This is a genomic window from Salipiger sp. PrR002 (assembly GCF_010500775.1).
GTDB lineage: Bacteria > Pseudomonadota > Alphaproteobacteria > Rhodobacterales > Rhodobacteraceae > Salipiger.
Genome location: NZ_JAAGOU010000001.1, coordinates 168,945 through 195,875, shown reverse-complemented (window position 1 = coordinate 195,875; position 26,931 = coordinate 168,945). Strand labels below are relative to the sequence as shown.

The window sequence follows — 26,931 nt, the reverse complement described above, 5'->3', positions numbered from 1 at the left end:
AGTTCAACCCCTCAGGCGGCGGCCTTCTGCGACAGCTCGGCGATGATGCCGCGCAGGAAGTCCACGCAGAGGTCAAGCTGCGCGAGGTCGACGAACTCGTTGGGCTTATGCGCCTGTTCGATCGAGCCGGGGCCGACGATGACCGAGGGGATGCCGCCGACCTGCTCGAACACCCCGCCTTCGGAGCCGTAAGAGACCTTTCCACCCCACGCCTCGGGCATCCGCCGCGCGTAGCGGGCGTAGCCTGCGCTGTTGCGCGCCTCGCCCATCGCCGGATAGGCGAAGATGCGTTCAAAGCGGATGCCGGTGCCCGGTGTCTTCTCGGCCATGGGCGCGCCCACCTCGGCCTCGATCTGGGCCAGCAACTCGGCCATGTCGGCCTCGGGGTCCATATCGGCGATCGAGCGCAGCTCGAAAGTGAAGCTGCAGCTGTCGGGGGTGACATTGGTCGCAACGCCCCCCTCCACCATGGTCGCCAGCATGGTCGCATGCGGCACGGTGAAGTCCGCGTCGAACGGGCCTTCGGTCTCATAGCGCTTGCCGCGCTCGGAGATGCGCGCGATGGCCTGCGCGGCGTATTCGATGGCGTTCACATGCTCGGGCACGAAAGACGAATGCCCCGAGGTGCCGGTGACATGGGCGCGCATGGCGATCTTGCCCTTCTGGCCGGTCACCAGTTCCATCATCGAGGGCTCGCCGATGATGGCGAACTCGGGCGGCACCGGCAGCGACGCCAAATGCTTGGCGATCGCCGGAGCGCCGAGGCAGCCGACCTCTTCGTCGTAGGAGAAGCAGAAATAGACCGGGCGTGTCAGCTGCGCCGCCGCAAGCTCGGGGGCGACCGCCATGGCGCAGGCGGCAAAGCCCTTCATGTCGCAGGCGCCGCGCCCGTAGAGCTTGCCATCCCGCACTTCAGCGGTGAAGGGATCGCTCTCCCACTCGGGCTCGTCGGCGGGAACCACATCGGTGTGGCCGGACCAGACCAGCCCCGCCACATCTTCGGGACCGAAGGCCGCGACGAGATTGGCCTTGGTGCCGGTCTCGTCGGGGAGGATGGTGATCCGCGCGCCGAGCGCGCGGAGGTAGTCTGCCATATGGTCGATCAGCGCGCGGTTCCCATTGCGGGAGACCGTGTCGAAGCCGATCAGATCCGAGAGGTGCTGCGCGGCGCTGGCCTGCCGGTCAGGGGCGGGCGTTGTCTCGCTCTGCAGGGTCATTGGGCAACTCGTCTTTCTGTTTTTGTTTTCTGGAACTCGCGGCGCACGGTGACGGACACGACGAACACGATGAGCGCGGCAAACACCCATGTGATCGGCGACGACAGTAGCACCGCCGGGTCACCGCGCGAGATCGCAAGCGCGCGGCGCAGGTTCTCTTCCAGCATCGGGCCGAGGATGAAGGCGATCAGGAAGGGCGCTGCGGGAATGTTCAGCAGGAACATACCGAAGCCCACCAGCCCCATCACCAGCAGCACGGCCACGTCGAAGGTGCTCGAAGCGATCGAATAGATGCCGAAGATACACAGCAGCAGCACCAGCGGCGTCAGCAAGGTCTGCGGGATGTGCGAGACCTTGGCGAACATGCGCATGGTGATCTTGCCGGCGAAGAACAGCAGCACCGAGGACACCAGCATGCCGATGAGCAGCATGTAGACCTCGTGGATGTTGGTCTGGAACAGCAGCGGTCCGGGGGTGAGACCCTGGATCATGAAGGCCCCGAGCATGACGCCGGTGATCACGTCGCCGGGCACGCCTAGCGCCAAGAGCGGGATCATCGTCGCGCCGCAGGCGCCGTTGTTGGCCGACTCCGAGGCCGCGATGCCTTCCAACTCGCCCTTGCCGAAGTTCGCGCCCTTCTTGGAGCTGCGCTGCGCCTCGCCGTAAGAGAAGAAGGCCGCCGAGGACGGGCCGATGCCGGGGATGGCGCCCAGCACAGAGCCGATCACCGAGCCCTTGAGGATGGTCTTCAGCGAGCCCATGAACTCTTCGCGCGTCACATGCTGCGCGCCCAGCGTGGCCGCCTCTTCCTTCTTGGCCGCGCGCATCACCACGAGCTTGATCAGCTCGGGCAGCGCGAAGAGGCCGATCAGCACCGGCGCGATCGACAGACCCGCCTGCATGTCGGGCGTGAAGGCAAAGCGGAACGAGCCGTACATATCCTCGCCCACGGTTGCCAGCAGCAGACCCAGCGCCGCCGAGACGAGCCCCAGCAGCAGCGAACTGCCCGAGACGCCCGCAACGGTGGTCAGCGCGAAGAGCATCAGCATGAAGAACTCGGGCGGGCCGATGCGCAGCGCCAGAACAGCCAGCGGCGCGGCAAAGAAGATCAGCGACAGGTTCGACAGGAAGTCACCGATCACCGACGAGTAAAGCGCCATGTTCAGCGCCTTGCCCGCCTTGCCCTGCTGCGCCAGCGGGAAGCCGTCGAGCGCGGTGCAGGCCGCCGAGGCGGTGCCCGGGGTCTTGATCAGGATGGCCGAGACCGACCCGCCGTAGGTCGAGCCCTTGTAGAGGGCGACCAGCAGCAGGATCGAGGGCACCGGCTCCATGTAGAAGGTGAAGGGCAGCGCCAGCGTCACTGCCATGGTCCCGGTCATGCCGGGGATCGCGCCGACGATCACCCCGCCCCAGATGCCCGCGACCATGATCAGCAGGTTCTGGAGGGTGGCAACCGCTTGCAGCGCCGAAAGAATTTCATTGAGCATTGTGGTCTCCGATCAGAAGCCGAAGGGCTTCGTCAGCGCGCCCTTGGGGAACTGCGTGCCAAGCGCGGAATGGAAGAACAGCGTCAGGAGGATCGGGCCGCCGAAGCACAGGATGGCGATCCAGATCTTGTAGCCGCGCTCGCCGGTCATCAGCACGATGGCCAGCGTCAGCGCCATCGTGGCAACCAGAAAGCCGACGTAGGGCAGCAGCGCCAGAAACAGGCCGAAGGCGACGACGAGGCCAGCAAACCGCCCGATCATCCGGGCGCGGCTGCTGCCGTCGGTCTCGATCGGCTCATCCTCGGGCTGCGGGCGGCTGAAGGCCAGCACCAGCGCCAGCAGGCCAAGCGCGAGACCGGCGATCGACACGGTGCGCGGCCACATATCCGGCGGCGGGGCAAAGCCGGGGATGAAAGCGGGGCGAGGCACGAAAACGGGAACCAGGGCGAAGGCGGTAAGCGCGAAGAAAGCAGCAATTACCAGCCCCCGCAGGACGGGCTTGGACATGGCGATGCTCCTGGGAATGGGGTCCTCCGGCGGAGGAGAGTGGCGCGGCCCTCAAACAGGGGCCGCGCCTTAAGCGTCACTGGGGCGGGCGTTCGGGCCCGCCGCACGCTCAGTTCGACAGGTAGCCGAAGTCCCGCGCGAGACCGTGGAACAGCTCGTACTGGCCTTTGGCGTAGTCGGTCATGTCGACGTCACCGATGGTCGAGATCGAGCCGCGGCGCGCCGCGAGGTCGAGCCACTTCTCGTCGGTGGCAACCTGGCTCAGCACTTCGTCCCACTTGGCGACGACGTCTTCCGGCAGGTCCTTGGGACCGTAAAGCGCGCTCCAGCCAGCGATCTGACCGGCTTTCTCGTAGCCCATCTCTGCTGCGGTGGCGACGTCGGGCAGGCTGTCCATGCGCTTGGGAGCAAAGACCATCAGCGCCTTCATGTCACCGCTTTCGATGTGCGGCATCAGCGAGGCTGCGGCCATGGCGACGAAATCCACGTGACCGCCGAGCAGAGCGGTCGCCAGTGCGCCGCCGCCTTTGTAGGGCACGAGGGTCGCGGCGGTCAGCGGGTCGAGGTCGTTGTCGGCCAGCAGCGCCTGCGTGGTGAAACCGTCGATGGCGGTCGCGCCCGAGGCGGCATAGGTCATGCGGCCGTTGCTGTCTTTGATCGCGGCGATCAGGTCGTCGACGCTGTCATAGGGCGCATCGCCGCGCACGGCGAGGATCATCGGCGTGGCTTCCAGCGCGCCAAGGAAGGTGTAGGCGTCCCACGGAACGGCGTTGCCGGGGGTCACGGCGGGCGACAGCGCCATGCCGACGCGAGCCAGCAGCAGAGTGTAACCGTCGGCATCGGCTTCCGACACAGACCGCGCACCGTTCATGCCGCCAGCGCCGGGCTTGTTCATCACGGTGACCGGCTGGCCGAGGAAGGGCTGCGCGGTCTCTGCCAGCGCGCGGCCAGCGAGGTCCGACGCGCCGCCGGGGCCATAGGGCACCACCAGCGTCACCGCTTGGTCGGGGTAGGTCTGGGCCGCTGCGGGGCCGGTTGCTGCGATCACGGCAAGGGCGATCGATCCGAGTAGCTTTTTCATTATTCACCTCACATAGGGTCCGGGGAGGCCCCGGAACTGTTGGATCGGCGCCACCATCCACAGTATGCGATTGTTGACAATAGATGCTGAACAGTTGCAGAAAATGCATACTGAGGGAGCACTCATGTACAAGATACGGGAACTGGAGGCCTTCGACGCCTATATGCGCCTCGGCGGTGTGAAGCTGGCCGCCGAGCATATGGAGACCAGCCAGCCGATGATCAGCCGGCTGCTCTCGGGTCTCGAAGAGAAAGTCGGCTTCGCGCTTTTCCTACGCAAGCGCAACCGCTTGGCCCCCACCCCCGAGGCCTTTCGCTTTCACCAGACGGTGGTGCGCCATCTTGCCGGTCTGCGCGATCTGGAACAGGAGGCGGTGGCCATCGCCAATGGTCAGGTCGGGCATCTGGTGATCGCCGCGCAGCCGGTCTTTTGCGACACCTTCCTGCTCGATGCGCTGCGCAGATTTCGCGAGACGCACCCGCAGGCGACGGTTCAGATCGTCGATGTGGGCATGGCCGAGATGCTGCGGATGATCTCGGAGCAGCGCTGCGACCTCGCCTTCGGAATCACCCTCAACGCCGATGCCTTTGGCGGCGAGGCGCTGCCGCTGGGCCATTGCACGGCGCGCTGCATCATGCCGAAGGGTCATCCTCTGGGCACGGTCGAAGAGATCCCCCTGCCCCGGCTGCGCAAGGAGTGGTTCATCGACCTCTCGCCCGACAGCCCGCTGCGCCAGCGCGTCGATCACATGATGGATACGATTGACGTGCGCCGCACCATCGCCGCCGAATTGCGCACGCTGCACGGCGTGGTGCGGCTGGTGGAGCGCGGGGTTGGCGTGGCCATCGTCGATCCGGTGGCGCTGCGGCTGATCGACCCCGAGAAGGTCTCGGCGCATCGGCTGATCCCGGAAATCACTTGGGATATCGCGCAGTTCCTGCCCCGCGACAGGCCGCTGAGCGCGGTGGGTCAGGCCTTTGCGAAGGCCATCGCCGACGAGATCGACAGTCTCAAAAACGATGGGCTGGTGACCTGATGCACAGAGCCGCCCGGCGCAGGTCAGTCCCGATTGAGCTGCGTGAAGGTCGCCGAGGATGACGGAGCCAGACCAAGCATCAGCAGCCCCCCGAACACGCCCAGCAGGCTGAGCGCCGTGTAAATGGACATGCCTTCAAAGAAGCTCAGCGCCATCACCGTGCCGGGCAGAAAGTTGTGAACCATAAAAACAGCGGTGATCCCGGTCAGCCCCGAGAGCGCGGCCAGAAGCGGCAGTTCCGCCCGGCGGAGCGATGGCAGCGAAAGCCCCGCAAGTCCCGCCGCGCCGATGAGCAGGCCGGTGACTGTACCCGGAGACATGCGATCGTGCATCGGCCGTTTCGCCAGCAGCGCGTCGAGCCCCTCGGCCCCGAAACTCACCACCAGCGTATTGGTCAGCGCCACCATTGCCGCGCCCGCCGCGCAGGCGAGAACCCGGCCAGAGGTCTCGCGCCCGCTTGCCGCAACCGCCAGACCGCAGAACAGCAGGGCAAGGGAAATGGCGGTGCTCGGCACCATGGCGGCCCTGTCGGGCCCGGAGCGCACCAGCACCTCGATATGCGCCAGCCAGCCAAGCAACACGCTGGTCACAAGCGCCAGCGCTACCAGCGACATCAAAAGGGCGAGGTTGCGCAGCAGCACAGGGTTTTTGTGGCTCGTCATCAAGGTCGATCCGGCTTGGCGCGCGCGTGCGCGAAACGATCAGGAGTACGCGGCATTTAACCGGTCGGATCATCCTCGCGCCAGAATTTCTTGGCGCGGGGATGTCGTTTTTTGTGCCAGTCTCAGCGGCCAGTCTCAGCGTCCAGTCTCGCCGGCCAGCATGAAGACCGCATCGGTGCCCTCAGAGGCCGAGCCGTTCGCGCGCTTCTTCGAGCACCGGGGCCAGTTGCTCGGGCGCGTCCCGCACCGCCGCCAGCGCCGATTTGGTCGCCTCTTTTGCCGCGAACCCAAGGTCGGACTGGTCGATGTAGGCCTCGGCCTTGTCGTAGTCGAAGCCGTCCACGGTGAAGAGCTCGCGCAGGTCCTCATCGCTCATCGCGGCGACCTCTGCCGCGCTGTCGCCGGCCCCCTCGAGCGCGCGATCCGCATCCTCCATCGCGCCTTCGGCCGAGGCCATGGCGCTGTCAGCGGCTTCGCGCAGGCTGTCGGCGGCATTGCCCGCTGCTTCGGATGCGCTGTCCATCGCCTCGCGCGCGCCTTCGGCCACCGCCGCCGCGGCACCCTCTGCGGTTTCCGCCGCCTTGCCCGCCGCATCCGACACCGCCTCCATCGCGCTGTCCGCCGCCTCGCCCGCCTTGTCGAGTGCCTCGCGTCCCGAGGCCGCAGCCTCATCGGCCACATCGTTCAAGGTGTCGCTGGCCTCCGCCGCTTCTTGCTGCGCTTCGTCCGCCAACTGATCAGCCTCAGTCCCGGCGTCTTCCAGAGCCTCCTGCATCGTATCCGGCTCGGTGGTGCCTTCGCTCATCGGCACGTCGTCCTGCCCCATGCCGAAAATCACGATGATCAGGATCAGCACGGCGCCGACGATCAGAATCGCTTGTTTCATCTCAGATATCTCCAGTGTCGCGTGCGTGTGACATAGGTAGTCACCCTGCCATGACCAGCACCCATGCGCCTCGATCGCAGGCCAAAGCCCCCCGGATCGGCAAGTTGAGGCTCGTCAAGCGGCGCATTCGGCCATTTGCCGCTTGAAACGACCGGGTCGCAGCACTACTTTGCGCGCCTACCAGATATGGCAACAAAGGACGAAAACCATAGCCCGCAGACCTCACAACGCGCCCCCGACGCGCGACACCGGCCCCCGCGTCAACGATCGCATCCGGGCTCCCGAAATCCGCCTGATCGGCGCTGAAGGCGAGAACCTCGGCGTGCAGACTCCTGCGCGCGCGATGGAAATGGCCGAAGAGGCCGGTCTCGATCTCGTCGAGATCTCGCCGAACGCCAAACCGCCCGTCTGCAAGATCATGGACTTCGGCAAGTTCAAATATGAACAGCAGAAGCGTGAGAGCGAGGCGCGGAAAAAGCAGAAGACCATCGAGGTCAAGGAAGTGAAGTTCCGCCCCGGCACCGATACGCACGACTATGACGTCAAGATGCGCAACGTGCTGAAGTTCCTCGAAGGCGGCGACAAGGTGAAGATCACCCTGCGCTTCCGTGGCCGCGAGATGGCGCACCAGAACCTTGGCCGCGAACTGCTTGAGCGGGTTGCCGAAGACGTCAAGGAAGTGGGCAAGGTCGAGAACATGCCCAAGATGGAAGGCCGCCAGATGGTCATGATGATCGGGCCGGCTGCCAAATAAGGCAAACTGCCAAGCACGGCATCTCGCCTGCTGATTGTACAAACCCGCCGCGCTGCCGCCGGCGGGTTTTGCTTTTCTTGGGGGCGCTGCCACTTTGCGTTTGTTGGGGGCGCTGCCCCCGTGCGCCTGCGGCGCCCTCCCCCGGGATATTTTCATCTAGACGAAGATCAGGGCGCTGGCCGCTTCAGCCCTCACGGGGGCGCGGGCGGGAGGGCGGCTCTTTGAGCAGGCCGCCGACGCCCATGGCGGCGATCTCGGATGGGCTGACGGGCACGCCGCAGATCAGCCGCTCGAGCACCCAGTCGGCGCCGTTGAGCGCGGGTGAGCGGGCACAGCCCGGCAGGCCGATCACCGGGCGGCCCATGTGCTGGCCGTAGAACAGCAGATTGCCGGGATCGACCGGCATGCCGAAATGCGTGACCTCACCGCCGGCGCGGCGCAGCGCCTCGGGCGCCACGTCATGCAAATCGGACGTGGCCGAGCCGGTGAGGATCAGCACCATGTCTCCCGGCGCCGCGCTTATCGCCTCGGCCAGAGGCTCCGCCCGATGCGGCACCTGCACGCGCGGCCCAAGCTCTGTGCCGAAGCGGTCGAGCCGGGCGCGGGTGGCGCGGCGCCCCTTGTCGCCCGGATCGCTGCCGACGCTGGTTTCGATCAGCGTGGCGCTGCGGGCGACGGGCGCATGCAGGCGCAGCGCGCCGCCCTGCGCCGCCGCGCTAGCCGCTGCCAGCGCCGCCTCGGGCACGGCATAGGAAATGATCTTCACCGTTGCCACCATGGCGCGGGCGGCGCAGCGCTGCCACGGTCGCAGGGTGGCCACGGTGATCATCGGGTGCACCGCGTTGACCGCGTCGATCCGCGCCGCGTCCACCTCGATCACCCCCGGTCCGCCTGCATGAAGGTTGACCCGCCCGGTGGTCGCCGGACCCAGCTTGAGCCCCGCCGCCTCGGGCGCGGGCAGCAACGCCTCGGCCAGCCGCTGCGCGGCGATATCCTCGGGCACATCACCCGGACCGAGCCTTGCGACGATCACCTCGTTTTGCCCCGCCGCGCGCAGCCGCGAGAGGTCGCCCTCGGTCAGAATATGCCCCTTCTTGAGCCGCCCCTGCGGCAGCGCCACCGCATGGGCGAGCACCGCGCCTGCGGCCTCGCCAAGGGGCACCGGCCCGAATTTCACGCGCCTTTCCTCAGCACGCGGGTCATTTCGGCAATGATCGAAACAGCGATTTCCGCCGGGCCGGAAGCGCCGATGTCAAGCCCGATGGGGCCATGGATCAGCGCGATCTCCGCCTCGCTGAACCCGGACTCGCCGAGCCTTGCCACGCGCTTGGCATGGGTGCGGGTGGAGCCGAGCGCGCCGATGTAGAACACCTTGCTGCGCAGCGCCGCCTTGAGCGCGGGATCGTCGAGCTTGGGGTCATGGGTCAGCAGCACCAGCGCGGTGCGGCTGTCGAGGCCGAGCTTGCTGACCGCCTCATCGGGCCAGTCGTCAAGGATGGTCTCGCCGGGAAAGCGCGCCTCGGACCCAAAGGCGCCGCGCGGGTCGATCAGCACCGGATCATAGCCCGCGATGCGCGCCATGGGCAGCAGCGCCTGCGCGATATGCACCGCGCCCACCACCAGCAGCCGCAGCGGCGGGTTATGGATGGCGACGAAGGTCCGGCTCTCCTCGGCAAATCCCGAGCGGTCCATGCGGAAGGCCGTTTCATGCCCGTCATAGGCCAGTTGGCGCGCCCCGCTTTCGAGGTCCACCACATAGGCCACAGGGGTCCGCGCGGCGCGCGCGGCGCAAAGCTCTGCCAGCAGCGCCTCGGGCAAGACCTCTCCCACGGGCTCGACCAGCACGCGGATCGTGCCGCCGCAGGCGAGGCCCACGGCAAAGGCATCCTGATCCGACACACCAAATTCCAACTCGCGCGACTTGCCCTCGTCCAGCGCCTCCAGCGCCTCGACAATCACCGCGCCTTCGACGCAGCCGCCCGAGACCGAACCCTCTATTTCGCCATCTCCCGAAATGGCCAGCAGCGCGCCGGTGCGGCGCGGCGCCGAGCCCCATGTCTCGATCACCGTCGCCAGCGCCGCGCGGCGCCCGGCGCGGTGCCATGCGAGCGCGGTTTCGGGGATGGCGTCGAACCGCGCGGTGTCGAGGCTGCCTTTGATATCGCTCATGGGATCTCCTCCGAAGGGCGGACCGGGCCGCGTCAGCCCGCCTGCTGATAGACCGCCGACACTTCAGCGCGGATGATCCGCGCGATCAGTGCGCAATCCTCGAGGCTGAAGGTCAGCGGCAGGCGCATGTCGAGAATGCCGGTCAGGATGCGGTCGGTGGCGGGCATCGGGCTGGACGGCGCGTAACGCCAGCTGTCGTAGCGCGAGGTGAAGGCCACCGGCTCGGCACCGCCGAACCACTTCAGCTCGACCCCGCGCGCGGCACAGCGCGCCAGCAGATCGGTGATCGCCTGCGGCGCCCAGTCGAGCACCAGCGCCTGGATCGACGAGCCGACGTAGCTTTCCTCCGCCGGTCGCTCGATCACCGTCAGCCCCGGCGTGCCGCGCAGCCCCTCTTCGACCACGCGGTACCGGTCATTCCAGCGCGCGATCTGCTCGGGCAGCGCCGCCAGTTGCGGGCGCAGCAGCGCCGCGCGCAGATTGTCCATCCGGCCAGAGACATTGGGGGTGACGTATTTCACCCGCTCAAAGACCTCGGGGCCCGGCGCAGCAAGGTGCCGCTCGTAGAGCATGTAGCTGCCCGAGAGCATCACCGCGCGCGCCGCGATCTCTTCGTCGTCGGTGACCAGAAAGCCGCCCTCGCCCGAGTTCATATGCTTGTAGGTCTGCGTCGAATAGCACCCCACCGCACCGTGGCGGCCCGAGGGCGTGCCGTTCCACGACGCGCCCATCGTGTGCGCGCAATCCTCGATCACCGGCACCCCGGCGGCGTCGCAGAGCGCCATCAGCCGGTCCATGTCGCAGATGTGGCCGCGCATGTGTGAGAGCATCAGCGCCCGCGCGCCGGGCAGTTTCGCGGCAAGATCGTCGAGGTCGATGACCAGCGCTTCGGTCACCCCGACGAACTCTGGCACCGCGCCCACCGAGGCGATCGCCCCCGGCACCGGCGCCAGCGTGAAGGCGTTGGTCAGCACCCGGTCGCCCGGCCCGACCTCCAGCGCGCGCAGGGCGCAGCCAAGCGCATAGCCGCCCGAGGCCACCGCGACGCAATAGCGCGCGCCGGTAAAGGCGGCGAACTCCTGTTCCAGCAGCGCGGTCTGCGCGATCTCACCGGCGGCGGTGTTGTAGCGGTGCAGGCGGCCGTGGCGCAGCACTTCCAGCGCGGCCTCGATGCCCGCCTCCGGGATCGGCTCCTGCTGGGTGAAATTTCCGGTAAATTGTTCGGTAAATCGCTCGGTCATGAGGCATTGATGCGCCCCCGCCGCGCGCGGGTCAATGCGGATTGCGTCACGCTGTCGTGCCGCGCCGCTCGGGCGCGGTGAGCAGCCCGTGCAGCGCGTCCAGCGCGGCCCGCACCGGCGGATCGTGGCGGGCGTCGTGATGGGCCACCAGCCATTCGTCATGGCTCAGCGCGTCGATCGGCTCGGACAGGCGCATCAGCCCCGGCTCGGCATCCCCGGCAAAGCAGGGCATGACGATGCGGGCCACGCCGCCAAGCGCGAGATCGAGCGCCAGCCGGGCGTCGGAGGCGTGGGTGACGATCTCCTCGGGGTGGGTCGCCCGCAGCCAACGCTCGGAGGGCGTGCTCGCGGCGCCGGGCGGCAGAGTGACATAGCCCTGCACCTGCGGGCCGCGCCCGTAGGCGGCATAGCTCAGCCGCACCGTGCGGCGCCCGGCGAGCCAAGGCTGCTCGGGGCGGCGGTTGCGGATGCCGATGTCTGCGGCGCGGCGGGCGATGTCGAGATCGGCGTTGGAAGCGGCAAACTCGGGCAGCCAAGCGTCCTGCGGCGACCAGACCCGCGCCAGCCCGCGCGCGATGTAGCGCGAGGTCCAGAGCCCGGCGGTGATGCGCACCCGCACCGGCCCCTCCTGCGCGGTCCAGCGCGCCAGCCGCGACGCCTGCGCGCGCAGCCCGCGCATCTCTTCGGCCAGTTGCCGCCCCTCGGCGGTGAGCGCATAGCGCTGCGCGCCGCGCTGGAACAGGCGCTGTCCAAGCTGACGCTCAAGCTCGGTCATGCGGCGGCTCAGGGTCGGCTGGCTTGCGCCAGTCAGCGCGGCAGCGCCGCCGAGCGTGCCTGCGTCGGCCACAGCAAGGAACAGCATGACATCGTCGAGGCTGGGTGCGTCTTTCATTTTTGAAAATCCGCTTCGGCATTTCGCGACTGATCGCGCCTTCATGTGCCAGCTACACTGGAGCCTAGGAAGGCACATCTTTCATTATCAGAAGGAGAGCCGCGATGCAGGTTCTTTTGCAGCCGCTGCGCCAAGCGCAGCAGGCCCCGACCTCTTATGCGCTGGAGAAACAGGCGGCGCTGACCGAATTGGCAGCACAACGCCGCGCGAAACGGCGGCACCTCGCGACGGCGCCACTGCGGGCCGCGCGTGCCCTTTCAGGGCTGTTGGTGGAAAAGCTGTTTCGGAAATTCCCGAAATCGCGCCTCAGGCTCAGCCGATGAGCCGCGCCACCGCTTCGGACAACTCGTCGAAATGGCCGATCATCGCCTCGGGTGCCAGATCGCGTACCGCCTCGCCATCGGGGCCGAAGCCGACGAGGATGCAGGGCACACCCGCCGCCTTAGCGGTGTTGCGGTCGGTCGCCGTATCGCCGACCAGCAGGCTTTGCGCCACTGCGCCGCCCGCACGTTCCACCGCCGCCACATAGGGCGCCGGATCGGGCTTGCGGGTAGGCAGCGTGTCGGCCCCGATGAGCGCGTCGAAATGGCTCCGGGCACCCATCCGCTCCATCAGCGTCTGCGCCAGCCCCTCGGGCTTGTTGGTGCAGATGCTCACCTTGTACCCCGCCGCGCGCAGGCCAGACACAGCCTCCAGCGCACCGGGGTAAAACCGGGTGTAGCGGTCGATCGCCTCGCCATAGACCGACAGAAGCTCGGGATACCATCGCGCGATCAACTCCTCAGAGAAGGCATTCTCACGCTCCAGCCCGGCGGTCAGCATGGCGCGCCCGCCTTTCACCGCGATGCCCGCGTCGGCGTCAGGGTCGAGCCGGACCTCCAGCCCCATGCCTTCGAAACAGGCATTGGCGGCAGCGATCAGGTCACCGCTGGTGTCGGCGAGCGTGCCGTCGAGATCAAAGACCACCGTGCGCATTCTGCTTGTCCCTTTCGCCCTGCCCTGTCACAGGCTGAAATCCAACGTGACATGGGGCACCTTGCCCCCCTGCCTCAAGCGGATAAAACGGGCGCAGGCAGAAGACAAACAGGAAACCGCATGAGCATCGCGCTGATCCTCCTTGCCGCGGGCAAGGGCACCCGGATGGAATCCGACCTCCCCAAGGTTTTGCACCGTCTCGGTCAGGCGCCGCTGCTGTGGCACGCGCTGCGCGCCGGACAGGCGCTGGAGCCCTCGCGCGCCGTGGTGGTCGCCGGACATGGCGCCGAGGAGGTCACCGCCTCCACCGCCGAGTTCGCCCCCGAAGCGCAGGTGGTGATCCAGTCCGAGCAACTTGGCACCGCCCATGCGGTGGCGCAGGCCAAGCCCGCGCTCGAAGGGTTCGAGGGCGATGCGCTGGTGCTTTACGGCGACACGCCCTTCATCACCGACACCACGCTCGAGGCCATGCGCGAGGCCCGCGCCAAGCATGACGTGGTGGTGCTGGGCTTCGAGGCCGCCGATCCGGGCCGTTACGGCCGCCTGATTACGACAGGCGACGCGCTGGAGCGGATCGTCGAATTCAAAGACGCCTCGGAGGCCGAGCGCGCCATCACCCTGTGCAATTCCGGTGTGGTCTGCGCGGCCAGCCAGACGCTCTTTGATCTCATCGACGCCGTGGGCAACGACAACGCGTCGGGCGAGTATTACCTCACCGATATCGTCGAGATCGCCCGCAGTCGCGGCCTTTCGGCGGGCGTCGTGCGCTGCGACGAGGCCGAGACGCTGGGCATCAACTCCCGCGCCGAGCTGCTCGCCGCCGAGGCCGCCTTCCAGTCCCGCAAGCGTGCTGAACTGCTGGACGATGGGGTGATGATGCTCGCCCCCGAGACCGTCTTCTTCGCGTGGGACAGCTACATTGGCCGCGACGCCGAGATCGAGCCCAATGTGGTCTTTGGCCCCGGCGTCACCGTCGAGAGCGGCGCGCGCATTCGCGCCTTTTCCCACCTCGAAGGGTGCCACGTCAGCCGCGGTGCCATCGTCGGCCCCTACGCCCGCCTGCGTCCCGGCGCCGAACTGGCCGAGGACGTGCATGTGGGCAATTTCGTCGAGGTGAAGAACGCCTATCTGGCCGAAGGTGTGAAGGCCAACCACCTGACTTATCTGGGCGATGCCGACGTGGGCGAGCGCACAAACATCGGCGCGGGCACCATCACCTGCAATTACGACGGCTTCTTCAAGCACCGCACCACCATCGGCAAAGAGGCCTTCATCGGCTCCGACACCATGCTGGTGGCGCCGGTGACGGTCGGCGACGGCGCGATGACCGGCTCGGGATCGGTGGTGACCGAGGATGTGCCCGCCGGGGCGCTGGCACTGGGACGCACCAAACAAGTGACCAAACCGGGCTTTGCCACCAGACTGCGCGACATGCTGCGGGCAAAGAAGGCCGCCCAAAAGGCAGAGCAGACCGCCGGAAAGAAGGAATAAGACCATGTGTGGCATCGTAGGAGTTCTGGGCACGCACGAGGTCGCCCCCATGCTGGTCGAGGCGCTGCGCCGGCTCGAATATCGCGGCTATGACAGCGCGGGCATTGCCACCGTCAACGACGGAAAGCTCGACCGCCGCCGCGCGGTTGGCAAGCTGGTGAACCTGTCGGACCTGCTGGTGCATGAGCCGCTTCGCGGTAAGTCGGGTATCGGCCACACCCGCTGGGCCACCCATGGCGCGCCCACCGCGCGCAACGCCCACCCGCATCAGGCGGGCAAGGTCTCGGTCGTGCACAATGGCATCATCGAGAACTTCCGCGAGCTGCGCAGCGAGCTGGCCGCCTGCGGGCTGACGCCGGAAACCGACACCGACACCGAGACCGTCGCCATGCTGGTGTCGCACTACCTCGATCTGGGCATGGCGCCGGTGGAGGCCGCCTCCAAGGCGCTCGGCCGGCTCGAGGGTGCCTTTGCCCTCGCCTTCCTCTTCGATGGCGAGGAAGACCTCATCGTCGCCGCGCGCAAGGGCTCGCCGCTGGCCATCGGGCACGGGAGCGGCGAGATGTTCGTGGGCTCGGACGCCATCGCCCTCGCCCCGATGACCGACCGGATCAGCTATCTCGAAGAGGGCGACTGGGCCGTGGTCACCCGCGCCGGTGCCCAGATCTTCGACGAGACCGGCGCGCCGGTGGAGCGCGAGATCAAGCAGGTCCGCCTCGATCAGACGCAGGTCGACAAGGCTGGCTACAAGCACTTCATGGCCAAGGAGATCGCCCAGCAGCCCACCGTTCTGGCCGAGGCGCTGGGGGCCTATCTCAAGGGCGACGAGATCGTACTGCCGCAGCCCGGGCTCGATTTTTCGCAGATCGACCGGCTGGTGCTGGTCGCCTGCGGCACCGCCTATTACGCCTGCCTCACTGCCAAATACTGGTTCGAGAAGCTGGCCCGCATCCCCGTCGAGGTGGATATCGCCTCGGAGTTCCGCTACCGCGAGCCGCCGGTGACCAATGGCACGGTGGCGCTTTTCGTCAGCCAGTCGGGCGAGACCGCCGACACGCTGGCAGCGCTGCGCTACTGCGCCGGACGGGCCGACAAGATCGTCTCGGTGGTCAATGTCGAGACCTCGACCATCGCCCGTGAGAGCGATCTGGCGCTGCCGATCCACGCCGGCGTGGAAGTCGGCGTCGCCTCGACCAAGGCCTTCACCTGCCAGCTCAACGTGCTGCTGCTGCTGGCCATCAGGGCCGCCGAAGTGCGCGAGCGCATGGATGCCGCCGAAAAGGCCGAACTGCTGGCGCAGCTGCGCGCCCTGCCCGGGCTGTTCAACGCCGCACTTGATCGCGACGAGACCATCGCCGAGGCCGCCCGCAAGATCGCCGAGGCGCGCGACGTGCTCTTTCTGGGCCGCGGCATGATGTATCCGCTGGCGCTCGAAGGCGCGCTGAAGCTCAAGGAGATCAGCTACATCCACGCCGAAGCCTATGCGAGCGGAGAGCTGAAGCACGGGCCGATCGCGCTCATCGACAAGAGCGTGCCGGTGATCGTCATGGCCCCGCGTGACGGGCTTTTCGACAAGACCGTCTCGAACATGCAGGAGGTGATGGCGCGCGGCGGCAAGGTCTGCCTGATCTCCTGCGCGGGCGGCATCGAGGCGGCCGGCAGCGGCATCTGGTCGAGCATCACCCTGCCCGAGGTCGACGAGCGCCTCGCCCCGCTGCTCTACGCGCTGCCGGCGCAGCTGCTGGCCTATCACGCCGCCATCGCCAAGGGCACCGACGTGGACCAGCCGCGCAACCTCGCGAAATCGGTGACGGTGGAGTAAGGCCGTTCGGCGGTGGCGCACTGATACAAGATGGGGGCTCTGCCCCCGTCCGCTGCGCGGCCTCCCCCGGGATATTTGGGTCTAGACGAAGCTGCGAATGCAAAAAACCCCGAGGGTCCGCGCGACCCCCGGGGCTTCTTCTCTTTTCAAATACGCAAATCCGGCGGTGCCACCCGGCCCCCGGCCCGGCAAGGGCTCTGGTTAAACCTTCAGAGCAAAACTCAGGCGAAAAGCTCGTGCGCCAGTTCCAGCGCCTCGACCAGCGTGTCGACCTCGGCCTCGGTGTTGTAGAGACCAAAGGAGGCGCGGCAGGTGGCCGAGACCCCGAGGTGATCCATCAGCGGCCCGGCGCAGTGATGGCCCGCGCGCACCGCGACACCCTTCTTGTCGAGGATCGTCGAGATGTCATGCGCATGCGCCGCCCCATCCAGCGTGAAGGAGAAAATCGCCGCCTTGTCCGGCGTGGTGCCCTGCACGTTGAGCCAGTTCAGCCCCTGCAGCTTTGACGCGGCATATTTCGCGAGCTTCGCTTCATGGGCGGCGATGTTCTCCATGCCGAGGCCCATCATATACTCCAGCGCCACGCCGAGGCCGATCTGCTGCACGATGCCGGGCGTGCCGGCCTCGAATTTCATCGGCGGCTCGGCATAGGTGATGCAATCCTTATGGACCTCGCGGATCATGTCGCCGCCGCCAAGGAAGGGGCGCATCTCGGCCTGACGCTCCTTGCGGATCCAGATCGCGCCGGACCCCGAGGGGCCGTAGAGCTTATGCCCCGTGATGGCGTAGAAATCGCAGCCGAGGTCCTCGACGTCGACCGGCATGTGCACCGCGCCCTGCGAGCCGTCGACCAGCACCGGCACGCCCTTCTCGCGGGCGGCGGCGGCGATGGTCTTTACGTCGACCACCGTGCCCAGCACGTTCGACACCTGCGTGACGGCGATCAGCTTGGTCTTGGGGGTGATCGCATCGATCACCGCCTGCGGGTCGAGCGCGCCCGTGGCGTCCACATCGACCCATTTGATCACCACACCCTGCCGCTCGCGCAGGAAGTGCCACGGCACGATATTGGCGTGGTGCTCCATGACCGACAGGATGATCTCATCCCCGGCCTCAAGGTGCGGCATGGCCCAGCCGTAGGCGACGAGGTTGATGCCCATGGTCGAGCCATTGGAGAAGACCACCTCTTCCTCGTCCTTCGCGCCCAGAAAGCGCGCGATGGTGCCGCGCACGCCCTCGTATTTCTCGGTGGCGAGGTTCGACAGGTAGTGCAACCCGCGGTGGACGTTGGAATATTCCTCGGCATAGCCACGGGTCACGGCGTCGATCACCACCTGCGGCTTCTGCGCCGAGGCGCCATTGTCGAGATAGGTCAGCGGCTTGCCGTTCACCTTGCGCGACAGGATCGGAAAATCTTCGCGGATTTTTTGCACGTCATACATAGCCAGCCATCCCGTTCGGCCCAACTCCCAGCAGGGAGACGATCATCATCAGCGCCAGAACCAGCGCCACGCTTGCGAGTATCAGCACCAGCAGCGCCTTGAAAGGGCTGCCGAGACCATGCGCCTCGTCGAGAAAATTGACGAGGATCCAGATGCCCACGATGAGGCTGCCCAGCACCACAAGCAGCGCCAGCCCGCCCGAGACCGCGCCCAGAAGCGCCACCCCCAGCTGCGCCAGCGCGCGCAGCGCCTGCAGCCAGATCAGCAGCACCGCCACATCCTCGATCCGGCCCGAGCCGCCCAAGGTGCGTCCGGCCCATGTCATCACGGCGATGGTGGCGGCCAGCATGGTGGCCAGCAGCAGCCCCATGGGCACGGGTGCCAGAAGCATGCCCGCGGGCACCTCGCCGCCGAGCTGCATCAGCCCGACGATCAGCGCGTTCAGCACCACCACCAGCGCGAAACCGGTCAGCAGCACCTCGCGCGACAGCCGCAGCGAGATCAGCCGACGCGCCACCTCGCGCGGGGCGACGATGGTCTGCCACGCCAGCGAAAGCAGGGCCGCGGCGCTCATGTGGCGGGCCGTCCGGTCACCGGTTCGGCGGGGCGTTCGGCGACGATCAGGCAGCGCAGCCAGAACCACAGGAACACCGCGAACCACAGCAGGCCGACCAGCGACAGCTGTGCCCCCTCGCCGACAAAGCCCGCGACGAGCCCGTTCAGCAGCACCAGCGGACTGGCCGCCAGCAGCGCCCAGAACAAGGCGAGCCGGGCACCATAGCCGGTGCCCTGCCCGCGAAAGAGTTTGGCCACGAGGTGGCTCAGCGCCGCCAGCACGTAAAGCGCAAGCGGCAGAATCACCATGCAGGCCAGAAGCGAGGCGCCCATCAAAGGGTTGAGATCAACCTGCTCCAGATGTGCCTGCCGCGCGAGACCCGGCAGCTGCGCAACGAAGAAGATTGCGCAGGCCACCATGGCAAACATCAGCGCCCGATCCTCGCGGGGGCCCTGCGACAGCAGGCGGCGCATCACCGCGCCCGGCCCCCGATAGGTGGCGACAATCTCGCGCGAGAGCGACATCAGCCGCGGCGCCGGCCCAGCCAGGCAGCGACGAGACCGTTGATCTCTTCCTGGATGCTCTCGTCCTCGACCTCCTGCACCGCCTCGGCGATGAAGGCGATGGTCAGCAGGTCTTCGGCCTCGCCACGCGACACGCCGCGGGCGCGCAGGTAGAACAGGCCATCCTCGTCGATCGCCCCCGAGGTCGAACCGTGCGAACAGGCGACGTCATCGGCATAGATTTCCAGCTCGGGCTTGGCGAGGAACTGGCTGTCCTCATCAAGCAGCAGCGACTGGCTGATCTGGTAACCATCGGTCTTCTGAGCGCCGGGCTTCACGAGGATCTTGCCCTGGAACACGCCGGTCGCGCCGTTGCGCAGCACCTTCTTGAACACCTGACGGCTTTCGCAGTTCACCGCGTCATGGGTGATGAACACCGTGTCGTCGTGGTGGAAATCGCCATCGCCCATGCAGGCGCCCGCGATGTGGCACAGCGCATCGTCGCCAGTCAGTTCGACCACGCATTCGTTGCGGGTCAGCACGCCGTTGACGGTCAGGGTGAAGGTCTTGAAGGTGCTCTCGGTGCCGAGACGGGCGAAGACATGCGTCGCCGCACGGCGCTCGTGGTCACGGCCCTGCACGCGCACGTGGTGGAAGCCCGCGCCATCGGCCACGTCCACTTCCATCACCTTGTTGAAGCGCGCCGCAGCCGGGCCGGATTCCAGCACCGTCAGATCGCCGCCCTCTTCGACCTTCACCACGTGGTGCAGGATCGCATCCGAGGTGTCCTCGGCATGGCGGTAGATCAGGTGCAGCGGCTTGGTGGCCTTGCCGGTCACGCGGATCAGCAGACCGTCGGTGGCGAAGGCGGTGTTGAGCGCGGCGAGCGGGCGCTCGACCGGGGTCTGACCCGCCGTTTCCAGCTGGCCGTAGAGGTCCTTGGCCCAGTGGATGTCCGACGTTTCTGCAAGACGCTCGATGCTGACGCCGTCGAGGGCCAGATCGTCGGACTCCTCGGCGCTGAACACGCCGTCGACGAAGACCACCTTGAGGGTGTCGCGTTCGCCGAACACCGGCGCCTCATCCGAGACGTCCATGACGGCTGCCGCGGGGGCCGCGGCGGCGGTCAGCGTCTCGGGGCGGGTGTATTTCCAATACTCGTCACGGGCGCCGGGCAGACCCATGGCCTGCACGCGCGTCAGCGCCGCCTCGCGGGCGGGGCGCGACCAGCCACCCTCGGGCAGGCTCAGCGCCGCCAGCCGCGTGTCGGTCGCGGTCTGTTTGACTTGGGGAAGTGCCATTTACGCTTCCTCCTCGATCAGGTCCGCATAGCCGTTCTGCTCGACTTCGAGCGCCAGCTCGGGGCCGCCGGTCTTGATGATGCGGCCGTTCGACATGATGTGCACGACGTCGGGTTTGATGTGGTCCAGAAGACGCTGGTAGTGGGTGATCACGAGGAAGCCACGGCCTTCGTCGCGCAGCGCGTTCACACCGTCGGCGACCAGCTTCATGGCGTCGACGTCGAGGCCGGAGTCGGTCTCGTCGAGGATGCACATCTTCGGCTCGAGCATCGCCATCTGCAGGATCTCGTTGCGCTTCTTCTCACCGCCCGAGAAGCCGACGTTGACCGGACGCTTGAGCATCTCGGCGTCGATCTTCAGCGATTTCGCCTTCTCGCGCACGACCTTGAGGAACTCGGTCGAGGACATTTCTTCCTGACCACGGGCCTTGCGCTGCGAGTTCACCGCGGTGCGCAGGAAGGTCATGTTGCCGACGCCGGGGATTTCCACCGGGTATTGGAACGCGAGGAAGAGGCCGGCTGCGGCGCGCTCTTCGGGCTCCATGTCGAGGATGTCTTCACCGCCGAGCGTGGCTTCGCCGCCGGTCACCTCATAGCCGTCCTTGCCCGACAGGACGTAGGACAGGGTCGACTTGCCCGAACCGTTCGGGCCCATGATCGCATGCACCTTGCCCGCTTCGACGGTCAGGTCCACACCTTTGAGGATCTGCTTGTCCTCTTCTTCCAGCTTCACCTGAAGGTTTTTAATTTCCAGCATAGGTTTCCCTCCTTGGGGGTGCGGTCAGGGCCGCACGGTCAGTTTCATGATCCGCAGCAGATCCTTCACCGGGAAGGCCTGAGGGACGATCTCGAACCGGGCCATGCGCCCGGTCATTTGCGGTCGGCCGAGCCAGTGCTCGACCTTGTGATAGTGTTGCCGCGGCGCGTAATCGTCGAAGAGCAGCACCAGCGGTTTCTCGGTCATGAAGGCGGCGGCAAGCGCGCAGCCCTCGCGGAAACGCCCGTCGACCAGCACCACGTCGGGCTGGCGGAACTCGGGCAGGTCCCAAACTTTCAGCGGGTACTCGGGGAAGCTGCGCCATTCGGCGTCGCTCACCGGGTGCCCCCATTCCTTTGTCGGCCCGATGTCGGACCAGATCACATCCACCTCGGTGCCCTGCGCGGGCGGGTTGGCGGCAAGCCAGCGGCGCATCATCTGCGCCCAGTCCTTGTCCGACTCCACCGAGAACACCGATTTCCCCGGCATCTCGGAGGCCAGCACCGTCGAGCCGCCCGACCCATACTCGAGGATCACCTCCGCCGCGGCGTATTCAGCGCGCAGGAGCGCGGCCTCCGCCTCGGGGAGCGTGAGCTCGGGCCGGGTCAGCACGTCGCTCATGGGGTGATCACCACCGCCGTACCCGACACCGAAACCATGAGCATCGAGTTGCCCACCACCTCGTAATCGAGATCGACGCCGACCACCGCGTTCCCGCCGAGCGCAATGGCGCGCTCCTTGAGTTCACGCATGGCCACGTCGCGCGCGTCCTGCAGCTTGGCCTCGTAGGCGCCAGAGCGCCCGCCGATCACATCGGTGATCGAGGCAAAGAGATCACGCACGACATTCGCGCCCATGATCGCCTCGCCCACCACGACCCCTTTGTAAGAGGTGATGCGGTGGCCTTCGATGCTGTTGGTGGTGGTGACGATCATCGCTCAGCCCTCAGCCCAGAAAGTAGCGGAACGCCATCATGACGATGAGCGCGAGGCCCGCCGCGGCGCTTGCGGTGAGCAGCACCGAGTTGGCCATCAGCCCCTCGGTGTTGCCCTTGCGCTTGCGCACGCCAAGCCCGATCAGCACGCCAAGAAAGACGCCAATCGCCGCCCCGGCGGACTCCAGAACCAGCTGTTGCAGCATCCGGTCTCTCCCTTCGGCGGGCCTTAGCCCACCGAGCCTTCGAGCGAGATGGCGACGAGCTGCTGGGCTTCCATGGCGAACTCCATGGGCAGCGCCTGCAGCACTTCCTTGCAGAAGCCATTGACCACCAGAGCCACGGCCTCTTCCTCATCCATGCCACGCTGGCGGCAATAGAAGAGTTGGTCGTCGTCCACTTTCGAGGTGGTCGCCTCATGCTCGCAGCGCGAGGAGTTGTTCTTCACCTCGATGTAGGGAACCGTATGCGCCCCGCATTTATCGCCGATCAGCAGGCTGTCGCACTGCGTGTAGTTGCGCGAGTTCTTCGCCTTCGGGTGCATCGACACCAGACCACGATAGGTGTTCTGCGCCACGCCCGCCGAGATGCCCTTCGAGACGATCCGGCTCTTGGTGTCCTTGCCAAGGTGGATCATCTTGGTGCCGGTGTCGGCCTGCTGGTGGTTGTTGGCGATGGCGATCGAGTAGAACTCGCCCTGGCTTTCGTTGCCGCGCAGGATGCACGACGGGTATTTCCAGGTCACGGCCGAGCCGGTTTCCACCTGCGTCCACATCACCTTGGCACGGTCGCCGCGGCAGTCGGCACGCTTGGTGACGAAGTTGTAGATGCCGCCCTTGCCTTCCTCGTCGCCGGGGAACCAGTTCTGGACGGTCGAGTATTTCACCTCGGCGTCTTCCTCGACGATGATCTCGACCACGGCGGCGTGCAGCTGTGCGGTGTCACGCTTCGGCGCGGTGCAGCCCTCGAGGTAGCTGACGTAAGATCCCTTGTCGGCGATGATCAGCGTCCGCTCGAACTGGCCGGTGTTCTCGGCGTTGATGCGGAAGTAGGTCGACAGCTCCATCGGGCAGCGCACGCCCGGCGGCACATAGACGAACGAGCCGTCCGAGAAGACCGCCGAGTTCAGCGTGGCATAGAAGTTGTCCGACACCGGGACCACCGAGCCAAGGTACTTCTTGACCAGTTCGGGGTGGTTCTTGATCGCCTCGGAGATCGAGCAGAAGATCACGCCCGCCTTCTCAAGCTCTTTCTGGAAGGTGGTGCCGACCGACACGGAGTCGAAGACCGCGTCCACGGCGACCTTGCGGCCTTCGGCAGGCGCATCCTCGGCACCTTCGATGCCCGCAAGGATCATCTGCTCCTTGAGCGGAATACCCAGCTTTTCATAGGTGGCCAGCAGCTTGGGGTCGACCTCGTCCAGCGACTTGGGCTTGGTCTCCATGCTTTTGGGGCGCGCATAGTAATACTGCTTCTGGAAGTCGATCTTGGGATAATCGACCATCGCCCAGCTGGGCTCTTCCTTGGTCAGCCAGCGGCGGAAGGCCTCGAGACGCCAGTCGGTCATCCACTCGGGCTCTTCGTTCTTTTCCGAGATCAGACGCACGATGTCCTCATTGAGGCCCATCGGCGCGTATTCCATCTCGATGTCGGTTTCCCAGCCGTATTTGTAGGTCGAGACGGCCTCGACCGCGTCAACGGTCTCCTGCTCGACACCTTCTTTCACGGTGATGTTGTCAAAAGCTGCCATCAGCCTTTTCTCCTGTCGTCCCGGGGCGCACCATGCGGGCTGCCCTGCGTTTCCGGTGACGCGCGTGACCTCAGGAGGCCGGCGCGTATTTCTTCCGATACTGACGTGCCCATGCTTCGGCGAAGCGCAGCACGTCCTCTTCCCGTGTCGTCGGGCCAAGGCTCACGCGGATCGCGCTGCCGGCCACTTCGTCGTCAAATCCCATTGCCCGCAGCACGCGGGAGGCGCGGACCTTGCCGCTGGAACAGGCCGAGCCCGCAGAGATCGCGAAGCCGGCCAGATCCATCTGCATCACCTGCGTCTCGCCCTTCCAGCCCGGCAAAGCGAAGCAGGAGGTGTTCGGCAGGCGCGGCGCACCATTCCCGACAAAAATAGTCTCTGGGGCGGCAGCCGCAATAGCGTTTTCTAGAATAGTTCTAAGTTTTTCGATTCCTGTCCAGACGTCATCGGCCAGATCGCGCGCAGCCGCCTCCGCCGCTGCACCAAATCCCGCGATACCGATCAGGTTCTCGGTGCCCGCGCGGCGCCCCATCTCCTGCCCGCCGCCCTTCATCTGCGGCGGAAGGTCGGTGCCGCGCTTCATCACCAGCGCGCCGATTCCCTTCGGCCCGCCCAGCTTATGCGCCGAGACGATGGCCATCTGCGCGCCCGACCAGTTGAAAGCGAAGGGCAGCTTGCCAAAGACCTGCGTGGCATCCACCACCGCCAGCCCCTGCGGCAGGTCCTGAATGACGCCGGTCTCGGAGTTCGCCGCCTGCAGCGCGGTCTGCGCCGGGTCGCTCACGCTTACGCGCCCCTGCCCGTCCACCGGAAGATCGCAGGTGAGCCATGCCGCCATGGCATCATGCTCGATATCCGCGCCATGCAGCCCGCGCCCGACACAGGCCAGCGCCGCCGCTTCGGTGGCGCCGGAGACAAAGACCACATCCGCCCCATCTGCCCCCAGCGCCGAGGCGACCTGCGCCCGCGCCTTTTCCATCAGCCCTTTGGCCGCGCGCCCTTCGGCGTGCACCGAAGACGGGTTGCCCACGACATCCATCGCCGCGATCATCGCATCCCGCGCCTCGGCCCGCAGCGGGGCCGTCGCATTCCAGTCGAGATAGGCCCGCGTCACGCCGCCCCTCTTTCATTGTTCCAAAAATACGCGCCCCGGGGTCACGGACCGACCGGGCCGCCGCCTGAGCCTCACGCCTCGCTGGCGGCCACTTCGTCCTGTTCGTCGACCACGGCGAAAAGCGACGGCACCGCCGGACAGGGCGCGAGCGCATTGCTCACCACATCCGACAGCCGCGCCTGATGCAGGTAGACATAGACATGCGCCGAAAGCGACTGCCACAGGCGGTTCGAGAGCGATTGCGCCCGGCTGCCCGAAGCCCCGCCCGAGGCACCAGCCCCCTTGTGCATCGCGTCCACGGTCTCGTCCACCGCCGCGAGGATGTCCACAACGCGGATCTCGTCAGGGGTCTGGGCGAGCCGATATCCGCCGCCCGGCCCGCGCACAGAGGCCACCAGCCCCGCCCGCCGCAGCTTGACGAAAAGCTGCTCGAGATAGGGCAGCGAGACGTCCTGACGCTTCGAGATGTCACCGAGGGTCACAAGCTCGCCCTCTGGCTGCAGGGCGATGTCCACCAGCGCCACCATCGCGTAGCGCCCTTTCGTACTCAGCTTCACGCTCGCCTCCCCGGGCGCCATGCGCCCAACCGATTGACCTTGACCGGGCAATTGCCTATCTGCAATGAAGCCCTTTCCCGTGCCCGCACGGGATTTAGAAACGTTCTAAAGTGCCGCAGAAATATCGTCAAGAATTTCGCGCACACCGATCAGGAGCAGTTCCGCCCGATGCCCGAGGTCATTTTTCCCGGACCCGAAGGCCGCCTTGAAGGCCGCTATCATCCGCAAAAAGACAATGACGCCCCCATTGCCATCGTCCTGCATCCGCACCCGCAGTTCGGCGGGACGATGAACAACAAGGTCGTCTATAACCTTCACTACGCCTTCTACAACATGGGTTTCACCGTGCTGCGGTTCAATTTCCGCGGCGTGGGCCGGAGCCAGGGCGAATACGACCAGGGCATCGGCGAGCTTTCCGACGCCGCCTCGGCGCTCGACTACCTGCAGTCGATGAATAACAATTCCAAGCACTGCTGGGTCGCGGGATTTTCTTTCGGTGCCTGGATCGGCATGCAACTGCTGATGCGCCGCCCCGAGATCACCGGCTTCGTCTCGGTCTCGCCGCCGGCGAACATGTATGATTTCTCGTTCCTCGCCCCCTGCCCCTCGTCGGGTCTGATCATCAACGGCACCAATGACCGCGTGGCGCCGCCCGCGGACACCACGACGCTGGTGAACAAGCTCAAGGAACAGAAGGGCATCACCATCACCCACGAGCAGATCGAGGGTGCCGGCCACTTCTTTGAAGAGCCGCATATGGACACGATGATCGACAATGTCACCGGCTACGTGAAGCGCCGCCTGACCGAAACCACGCGCTGAGCCGCGGGCGCGGGCCCGGCCCGCGCTGCGGTCCGCAAGCCCAAGCCCCGGAGAGCGTCATGCAACTGACCGAGGAACTGGCCGACAAACTGGCCGATGACACGTTCAAGGTGATGAAAGTGACCGGCGACGACCGGTTCTTCATGGAGGTCGCCAAAGTCATTGGCGCCTCCTCCACCACCCTTGAGGAAGCCTATCTCACCTCGATCCGCGTGCGCATGGCCGAGCGCCGAGCGCGCGCCTTCCTCGTCGAGCGGCTGAACGCCGCCAAAGCGAGCGGCCTCGATGCAGACGGTGCCGCGGACACCGGGGACACGCCCACATGAGCACCGAACGCCTCGACGCGCAGATGGCCTTCCTCATCGAGGCGGGCCGCCTTTCTGCGGTGACCCGCGCCACCAAGACCTCGGATGGCGCGCGCTTCGAGAACTCCGCCGAGCACAGCTGGCACCTCGCGCTCTTTGCGCTGGTGCTGGGCGAGCACGCCCCCGAGGGGGTGACCATCGAGCGCGTCATCAAGATGCTGCTGCTGCATGATCTCGTAGAGATCGACGCGGGCGACAACCCGTTCTTCGGGGATGTGGACGAGGCCGCCAAGGAAGCCGAGGAAGCCGCCGCCGCCGACCGTCTCTTCGGCCTGCTGCCCGCCGATCAGGGTGCCGAATTGCGCGCGCTCTGGGACGAGTTCGAAGCCAATGATACCCCCGACGCACGGTTTGCCAAATCCGTCGACCGGTTCCAGCCGCCGAACATGAACCTCGTCACGCAAGGCGGCTCCTGGGTCGACTACAAGGTGACCTGGCCGGTGTTCGAGAAGAAGATGGCGCCGAAGATCCAGAGCGGCGCGCCGAAACTCTGGGATTGGCTGGCCCCCAAGGTGCAGAGCTTCCTCGCGCGGCTTTCGGCCTGACGTTGCAAGATGGGGGCGCTGCCCCCGTCCGCCTGCGGCGGCCTCCCCCGGGATATTTCGGTCTAG

30 protein-coding genes are annotated in these 26,931 nt (G+C 66.5%); 8 read left to right on the top strand and 22 right to left on the bottom strand.

Annotation, left to right across the window (positions count from 1 at the left end; all coding sequences use genetic code 11):
- Positions 1-11: 11 nt before the first annotated feature.
- From argE to G0A00_RS00925, 4 genes are all read right to left on the bottom strand, one after another.
- Positions 12-1,217, bottom strand: coding sequence for an acetylornithine deacetylase (gene argE / locus G0A00_RS00940; RefSeq protein WP_164179037.1), 1,206 nt, complete (start codon positions 1,215-1,217; stop codon positions 12-14).
- Complete coding sequence (locus tag G0A00_RS00935; RefSeq protein WP_164179036.1) at positions 1,214-2,704, bottom strand: tripartite tricarboxylate transporter permease; 1,491 nt, start codon at positions 2,702-2,704, stop codon at positions 1,214-1,216. The genes argE and G0A00_RS00935 overlap by 4 nt, the downstream gene beginning before the upstream one ends.
- A 12-nt stretch (positions 2,705-2,716) precedes the next feature.
- Positions 2,717-3,211: a tripartite tricarboxylate transporter TctB family protein gene (locus G0A00_RS00930; RefSeq protein ID WP_164179035.1), complete on the bottom strand. Its 495-nt coding sequence runs from the start codon at positions 3,209-3,211 to the stop codon at positions 2,717-2,719.
- A gap of 109 nt (positions 3,212-3,320) precedes the next feature.
- The gene (locus G0A00_RS00925; RefSeq protein WP_164179034.1) at positions 3,321-4,292 is read right to left on the bottom strand and encodes a tripartite tricarboxylate transporter substrate binding protein; all 972 of its coding nucleotides are present in this window, start codon (positions 4,290-4,292) and stop codon (positions 3,321-3,323) included.
- A gap of 124 nt (positions 4,293-4,416) precedes the next feature.
- Here G0A00_RS00925 and G0A00_RS00920 point away from each other — a divergent pair, with 124 nt between their 5' ends.
- Complete coding sequence (locus G0A00_RS00920; RefSeq protein ID WP_164179033.1) at positions 4,417-5,328, top strand: LysR family transcriptional regulator; 912 nt, start codon at positions 4,417-4,419, stop codon at positions 5,326-5,328.
- A 23-nt stretch (positions 5,329-5,351) separates the two neighbouring features.
- Here the strand turns inward: G0A00_RS00920 and G0A00_RS00915 are convergent, their stop codons facing one another.
- Together G0A00_RS00915 and G0A00_RS00910 are read right to left on the bottom strand one after the other, a co-directional pair.
- A complete protein-coding gene (locus G0A00_RS00915; protein WP_164179032.1) occupies positions 5,352-5,990 on the bottom strand; it encodes a hypothetical protein in 639 nt (212 codons plus the stop codon).
- Positions 5,991-6,171: 181 nt separating this feature from the next.
- On the bottom strand, positions 6,172-6,876 hold the full coding sequence (locus G0A00_RS00910; RefSeq protein WP_164179031.1) for a hypothetical protein: 705 nt from the start codon (positions 6,874-6,876) through the stop codon (positions 6,172-6,174).
- Positions 6,877-7,084: 208 nt separating this feature from the next.
- On the opposite strand from G0A00_RS00910, the gene infC reads away from it, so the two are divergent.
- On the top strand, positions 7,085-7,630 hold the full coding sequence (gene infC / locus G0A00_RS00905) for a translation initiation factor IF-3 (protein ID WP_095881355.1): 546 nt from the start codon (positions 7,085-7,087) through the stop codon (positions 7,628-7,630).
- 184 nt (positions 7,631-7,814) lie between these two features.
- On the opposite strand, the gene G0A00_RS00900 is transcribed toward infC, so the two are convergent.
- The 4 genes from G0A00_RS00900 to G0A00_RS00885 are packed head-to-tail and all read right to left on the bottom strand — an operon-like array spanning position 7,815 to position 11,932.
- Positions 7,815-8,807, bottom strand: coding sequence for a molybdopterin-binding protein (locus tag G0A00_RS00900; protein WP_164179030.1), 993 nt, complete (start codon positions 8,805-8,807; stop codon positions 7,815-7,817).
- Positions 8,804-9,799: an XdhC family protein gene (locus G0A00_RS00895; RefSeq protein ID WP_164179029.1), complete on the bottom strand. Its 996-nt coding sequence runs from the start codon at positions 9,797-9,799 to the stop codon at positions 8,804-8,806. The genes G0A00_RS00900 and G0A00_RS00895 overlap by 4 nt, the downstream gene beginning before the upstream one ends.
- A 32-nt stretch (positions 9,800-9,831) precedes the next feature.
- A complete protein-coding gene (locus tag G0A00_RS00890; RefSeq protein ID WP_164179028.1) occupies positions 9,832-11,040 on the bottom strand; it encodes a DegT/DnrJ/EryC1/StrS aminotransferase family protein in 1,209 nt (402 codons plus the stop codon).
- 46 nt (positions 11,041-11,086) lie between these two features.
- Positions 11,087-11,932: a LysR family transcriptional regulator gene (locus G0A00_RS00885; protein ID WP_164179027.1), complete on the bottom strand. Its 846-nt coding sequence runs from the start codon at positions 11,930-11,932 to the stop codon at positions 11,087-11,089.
- 104 nt (positions 11,933-12,036) lie between these two features.
- On the opposite strand from G0A00_RS00885, the gene G0A00_RS00880 reads away from it, so the two are divergent.
- On the top strand, positions 12,037-12,255 hold the full coding sequence (locus G0A00_RS00880) for a hypothetical protein (RefSeq protein WP_164179026.1): 219 nt from the start codon (positions 12,037-12,039) through the stop codon (positions 12,253-12,255).
- On the opposite strand, the gene G0A00_RS00875 is transcribed toward G0A00_RS00880, so the two are convergent.
- Positions 12,245-12,907, bottom strand: a complete 663-nt coding sequence (locus tag G0A00_RS00875) for an HAD-IA family hydrolase (RefSeq protein ID WP_164179025.1) — start codon at positions 12,905-12,907, stop codon at positions 12,245-12,247. The two genes, G0A00_RS00880 and G0A00_RS00875, sit on opposite strands and share 11 nt — an antisense overlap.
- 120 nt (positions 12,908-13,027) lie before the next feature.
- Between G0A00_RS00875 and glmU the strand changes: the two genes are divergently transcribed.
- Positions 13,028-14,398, top strand: coding sequence for a bifunctional UDP-N-acetylglucosamine diphosphorylase/glucosamine-1-phosphate N-acetyltransferase GlmU (gene glmU / locus G0A00_RS00870; RefSeq protein WP_164179024.1), 1,371 nt, complete (start codon positions 13,028-13,030; stop codon positions 14,396-14,398).
- Between the two features lie 4 nt (positions 14,399-14,402).
- Entirely contained in the window at positions 14,403-16,220 is a 1,818-nt protein-coding gene (gene glmS, locus G0A00_RS00865) for a glutamine--fructose-6-phosphate transaminase (isomerizing) (RefSeq protein ID WP_164179023.1), read from the top strand.
- Positions 16,221-16,441: 221 nt separating this feature from the next.
- Here glmS and G0A00_RS00860 read toward each other — a convergent pair whose 3' ends face one another.
- The 11 genes from G0A00_RS00860 to G0A00_RS00810 form a co-directional block, all read right to left on the bottom strand.
- Positions 16,442-17,662: a cysteine desulfurase gene (locus G0A00_RS00860; protein ID WP_164179022.1), complete on the bottom strand. Its 1,221-nt coding sequence runs from the start codon at positions 17,660-17,662 to the stop codon at positions 16,442-16,444.
- Positions 17,655-18,236 (bottom strand): YIP1 family protein, encoded by a 582-nt coding sequence (locus tag G0A00_RS00855; protein ID WP_164179021.1) that lies wholly within the window; start codon positions 18,234-18,236, stop codon positions 17,655-17,657. The genes G0A00_RS00860 and G0A00_RS00855 overlap by 8 nt, the downstream gene beginning before the upstream one ends.
- Positions 18,233-18,742 (bottom strand): YIP1 family protein, encoded by a 510-nt coding sequence (locus tag G0A00_RS00850; RefSeq protein WP_066100966.1) that lies wholly within the window; start codon positions 18,740-18,742, stop codon positions 18,233-18,235. Before G0A00_RS00850 ends, G0A00_RS00855 begins: the two co-directional genes overlap by 4 nt.
- Positions 18,742-20,022, bottom strand: a complete 1,281-nt coding sequence (gene sufD, locus G0A00_RS00845) for a Fe-S cluster assembly protein SufD (protein WP_164179020.1) — start codon at positions 20,020-20,022, stop codon at positions 18,742-18,744. The genes G0A00_RS00850 and sufD overlap by 1 nt, the downstream gene beginning before the upstream one ends.
- Complete coding sequence (sufC, locus tag G0A00_RS00840) at positions 20,023-20,778, bottom strand: Fe-S cluster assembly ATPase SufC (protein WP_164179019.1); 756 nt, start codon at positions 20,776-20,778, stop codon at positions 20,023-20,025.
- A 24-nt stretch (positions 20,779-20,802) separates the two neighbouring features.
- A complete protein-coding gene (locus tag G0A00_RS00835; RefSeq protein WP_164179018.1) occupies positions 20,803-21,399 on the bottom strand; it encodes a hypothetical protein in 597 nt (198 codons plus the stop codon).
- Positions 21,396-21,713, bottom strand: coding sequence for a heavy metal-binding domain-containing protein (locus tag G0A00_RS00830; protein ID WP_066100976.1), 318 nt, complete (start codon positions 21,711-21,713; stop codon positions 21,396-21,398). The genes G0A00_RS00835 and G0A00_RS00830 overlap by 4 nt, the downstream gene beginning before the upstream one ends.
- Positions 21,714-21,723: 10 nt before the next feature.
- Positions 21,724-21,918 (bottom strand): hypothetical protein, encoded by a 195-nt coding sequence (locus G0A00_RS00825; protein WP_066100979.1) that lies wholly within the window; start codon positions 21,916-21,918, stop codon positions 21,724-21,726.
- A 23-nt stretch (positions 21,919-21,941) separates the two neighbouring features.
- Positions 21,942-23,462, bottom strand: a complete 1,521-nt coding sequence (sufB, locus tag G0A00_RS00820) for a Fe-S cluster assembly protein SufB (protein ID WP_066100982.1) — start codon at positions 23,460-23,462, stop codon at positions 21,942-21,944.
- A gap of 70 nt (positions 23,463-23,532) precedes the next feature.
- Positions 23,533-24,576 carry a cysteine desulfurase family protein gene (locus tag G0A00_RS00815; protein WP_164179017.1) on the bottom strand — a complete coding sequence of 348 codons (1,044 nt, stop codon included), beginning with the start codon at positions 24,574-24,576 and terminating at the stop codon, positions 23,533-23,535.
- A gap of 71 nt (positions 24,577-24,647) precedes the next feature.
- The gene (locus G0A00_RS00810; RefSeq protein ID WP_066106582.1) at positions 24,648-25,133 is read right to left on the bottom strand and encodes an Rrf2 family transcriptional regulator; all 486 of its coding nucleotides are present in this window, start codon (positions 25,131-25,133) and stop codon (positions 24,648-24,650) included.
- Positions 25,134-25,301: 168 nt separating this feature from the next.
- On the opposite strand from G0A00_RS00810, the gene G0A00_RS00805 reads away from it, so the two are divergent.
- Genes G0A00_RS00805 through G0A00_RS00795 form a run of 3 tightly spaced genes read left to right on the top strand, consistent with a single transcriptional unit; the run spans position 25,302 to position 26,865 of the window.
- Entirely contained in the window at positions 25,302-25,955 is a 654-nt protein-coding gene (locus G0A00_RS00805) for an alpha/beta hydrolase (RefSeq protein WP_066100987.1), read from the top strand.
- A gap of 59 nt (positions 25,956-26,014) precedes the next feature.
- A complete protein-coding gene (locus G0A00_RS00800; protein ID WP_164179016.1) occupies positions 26,015-26,281 on the top strand; it encodes a hypothetical protein in 267 nt (88 codons plus the stop codon).
- Complete coding sequence (locus G0A00_RS00795; RefSeq protein ID WP_164179015.1) at positions 26,278-26,865, top strand: HD family hydrolase; 588 nt, start codon at positions 26,278-26,280, stop codon at positions 26,863-26,865. Before G0A00_RS00800 ends, G0A00_RS00795 begins: the two co-directional genes overlap by 4 nt.
- The last annotated feature ends 66 nt before the right edge of the window (positions 26,866-26,931 follow it).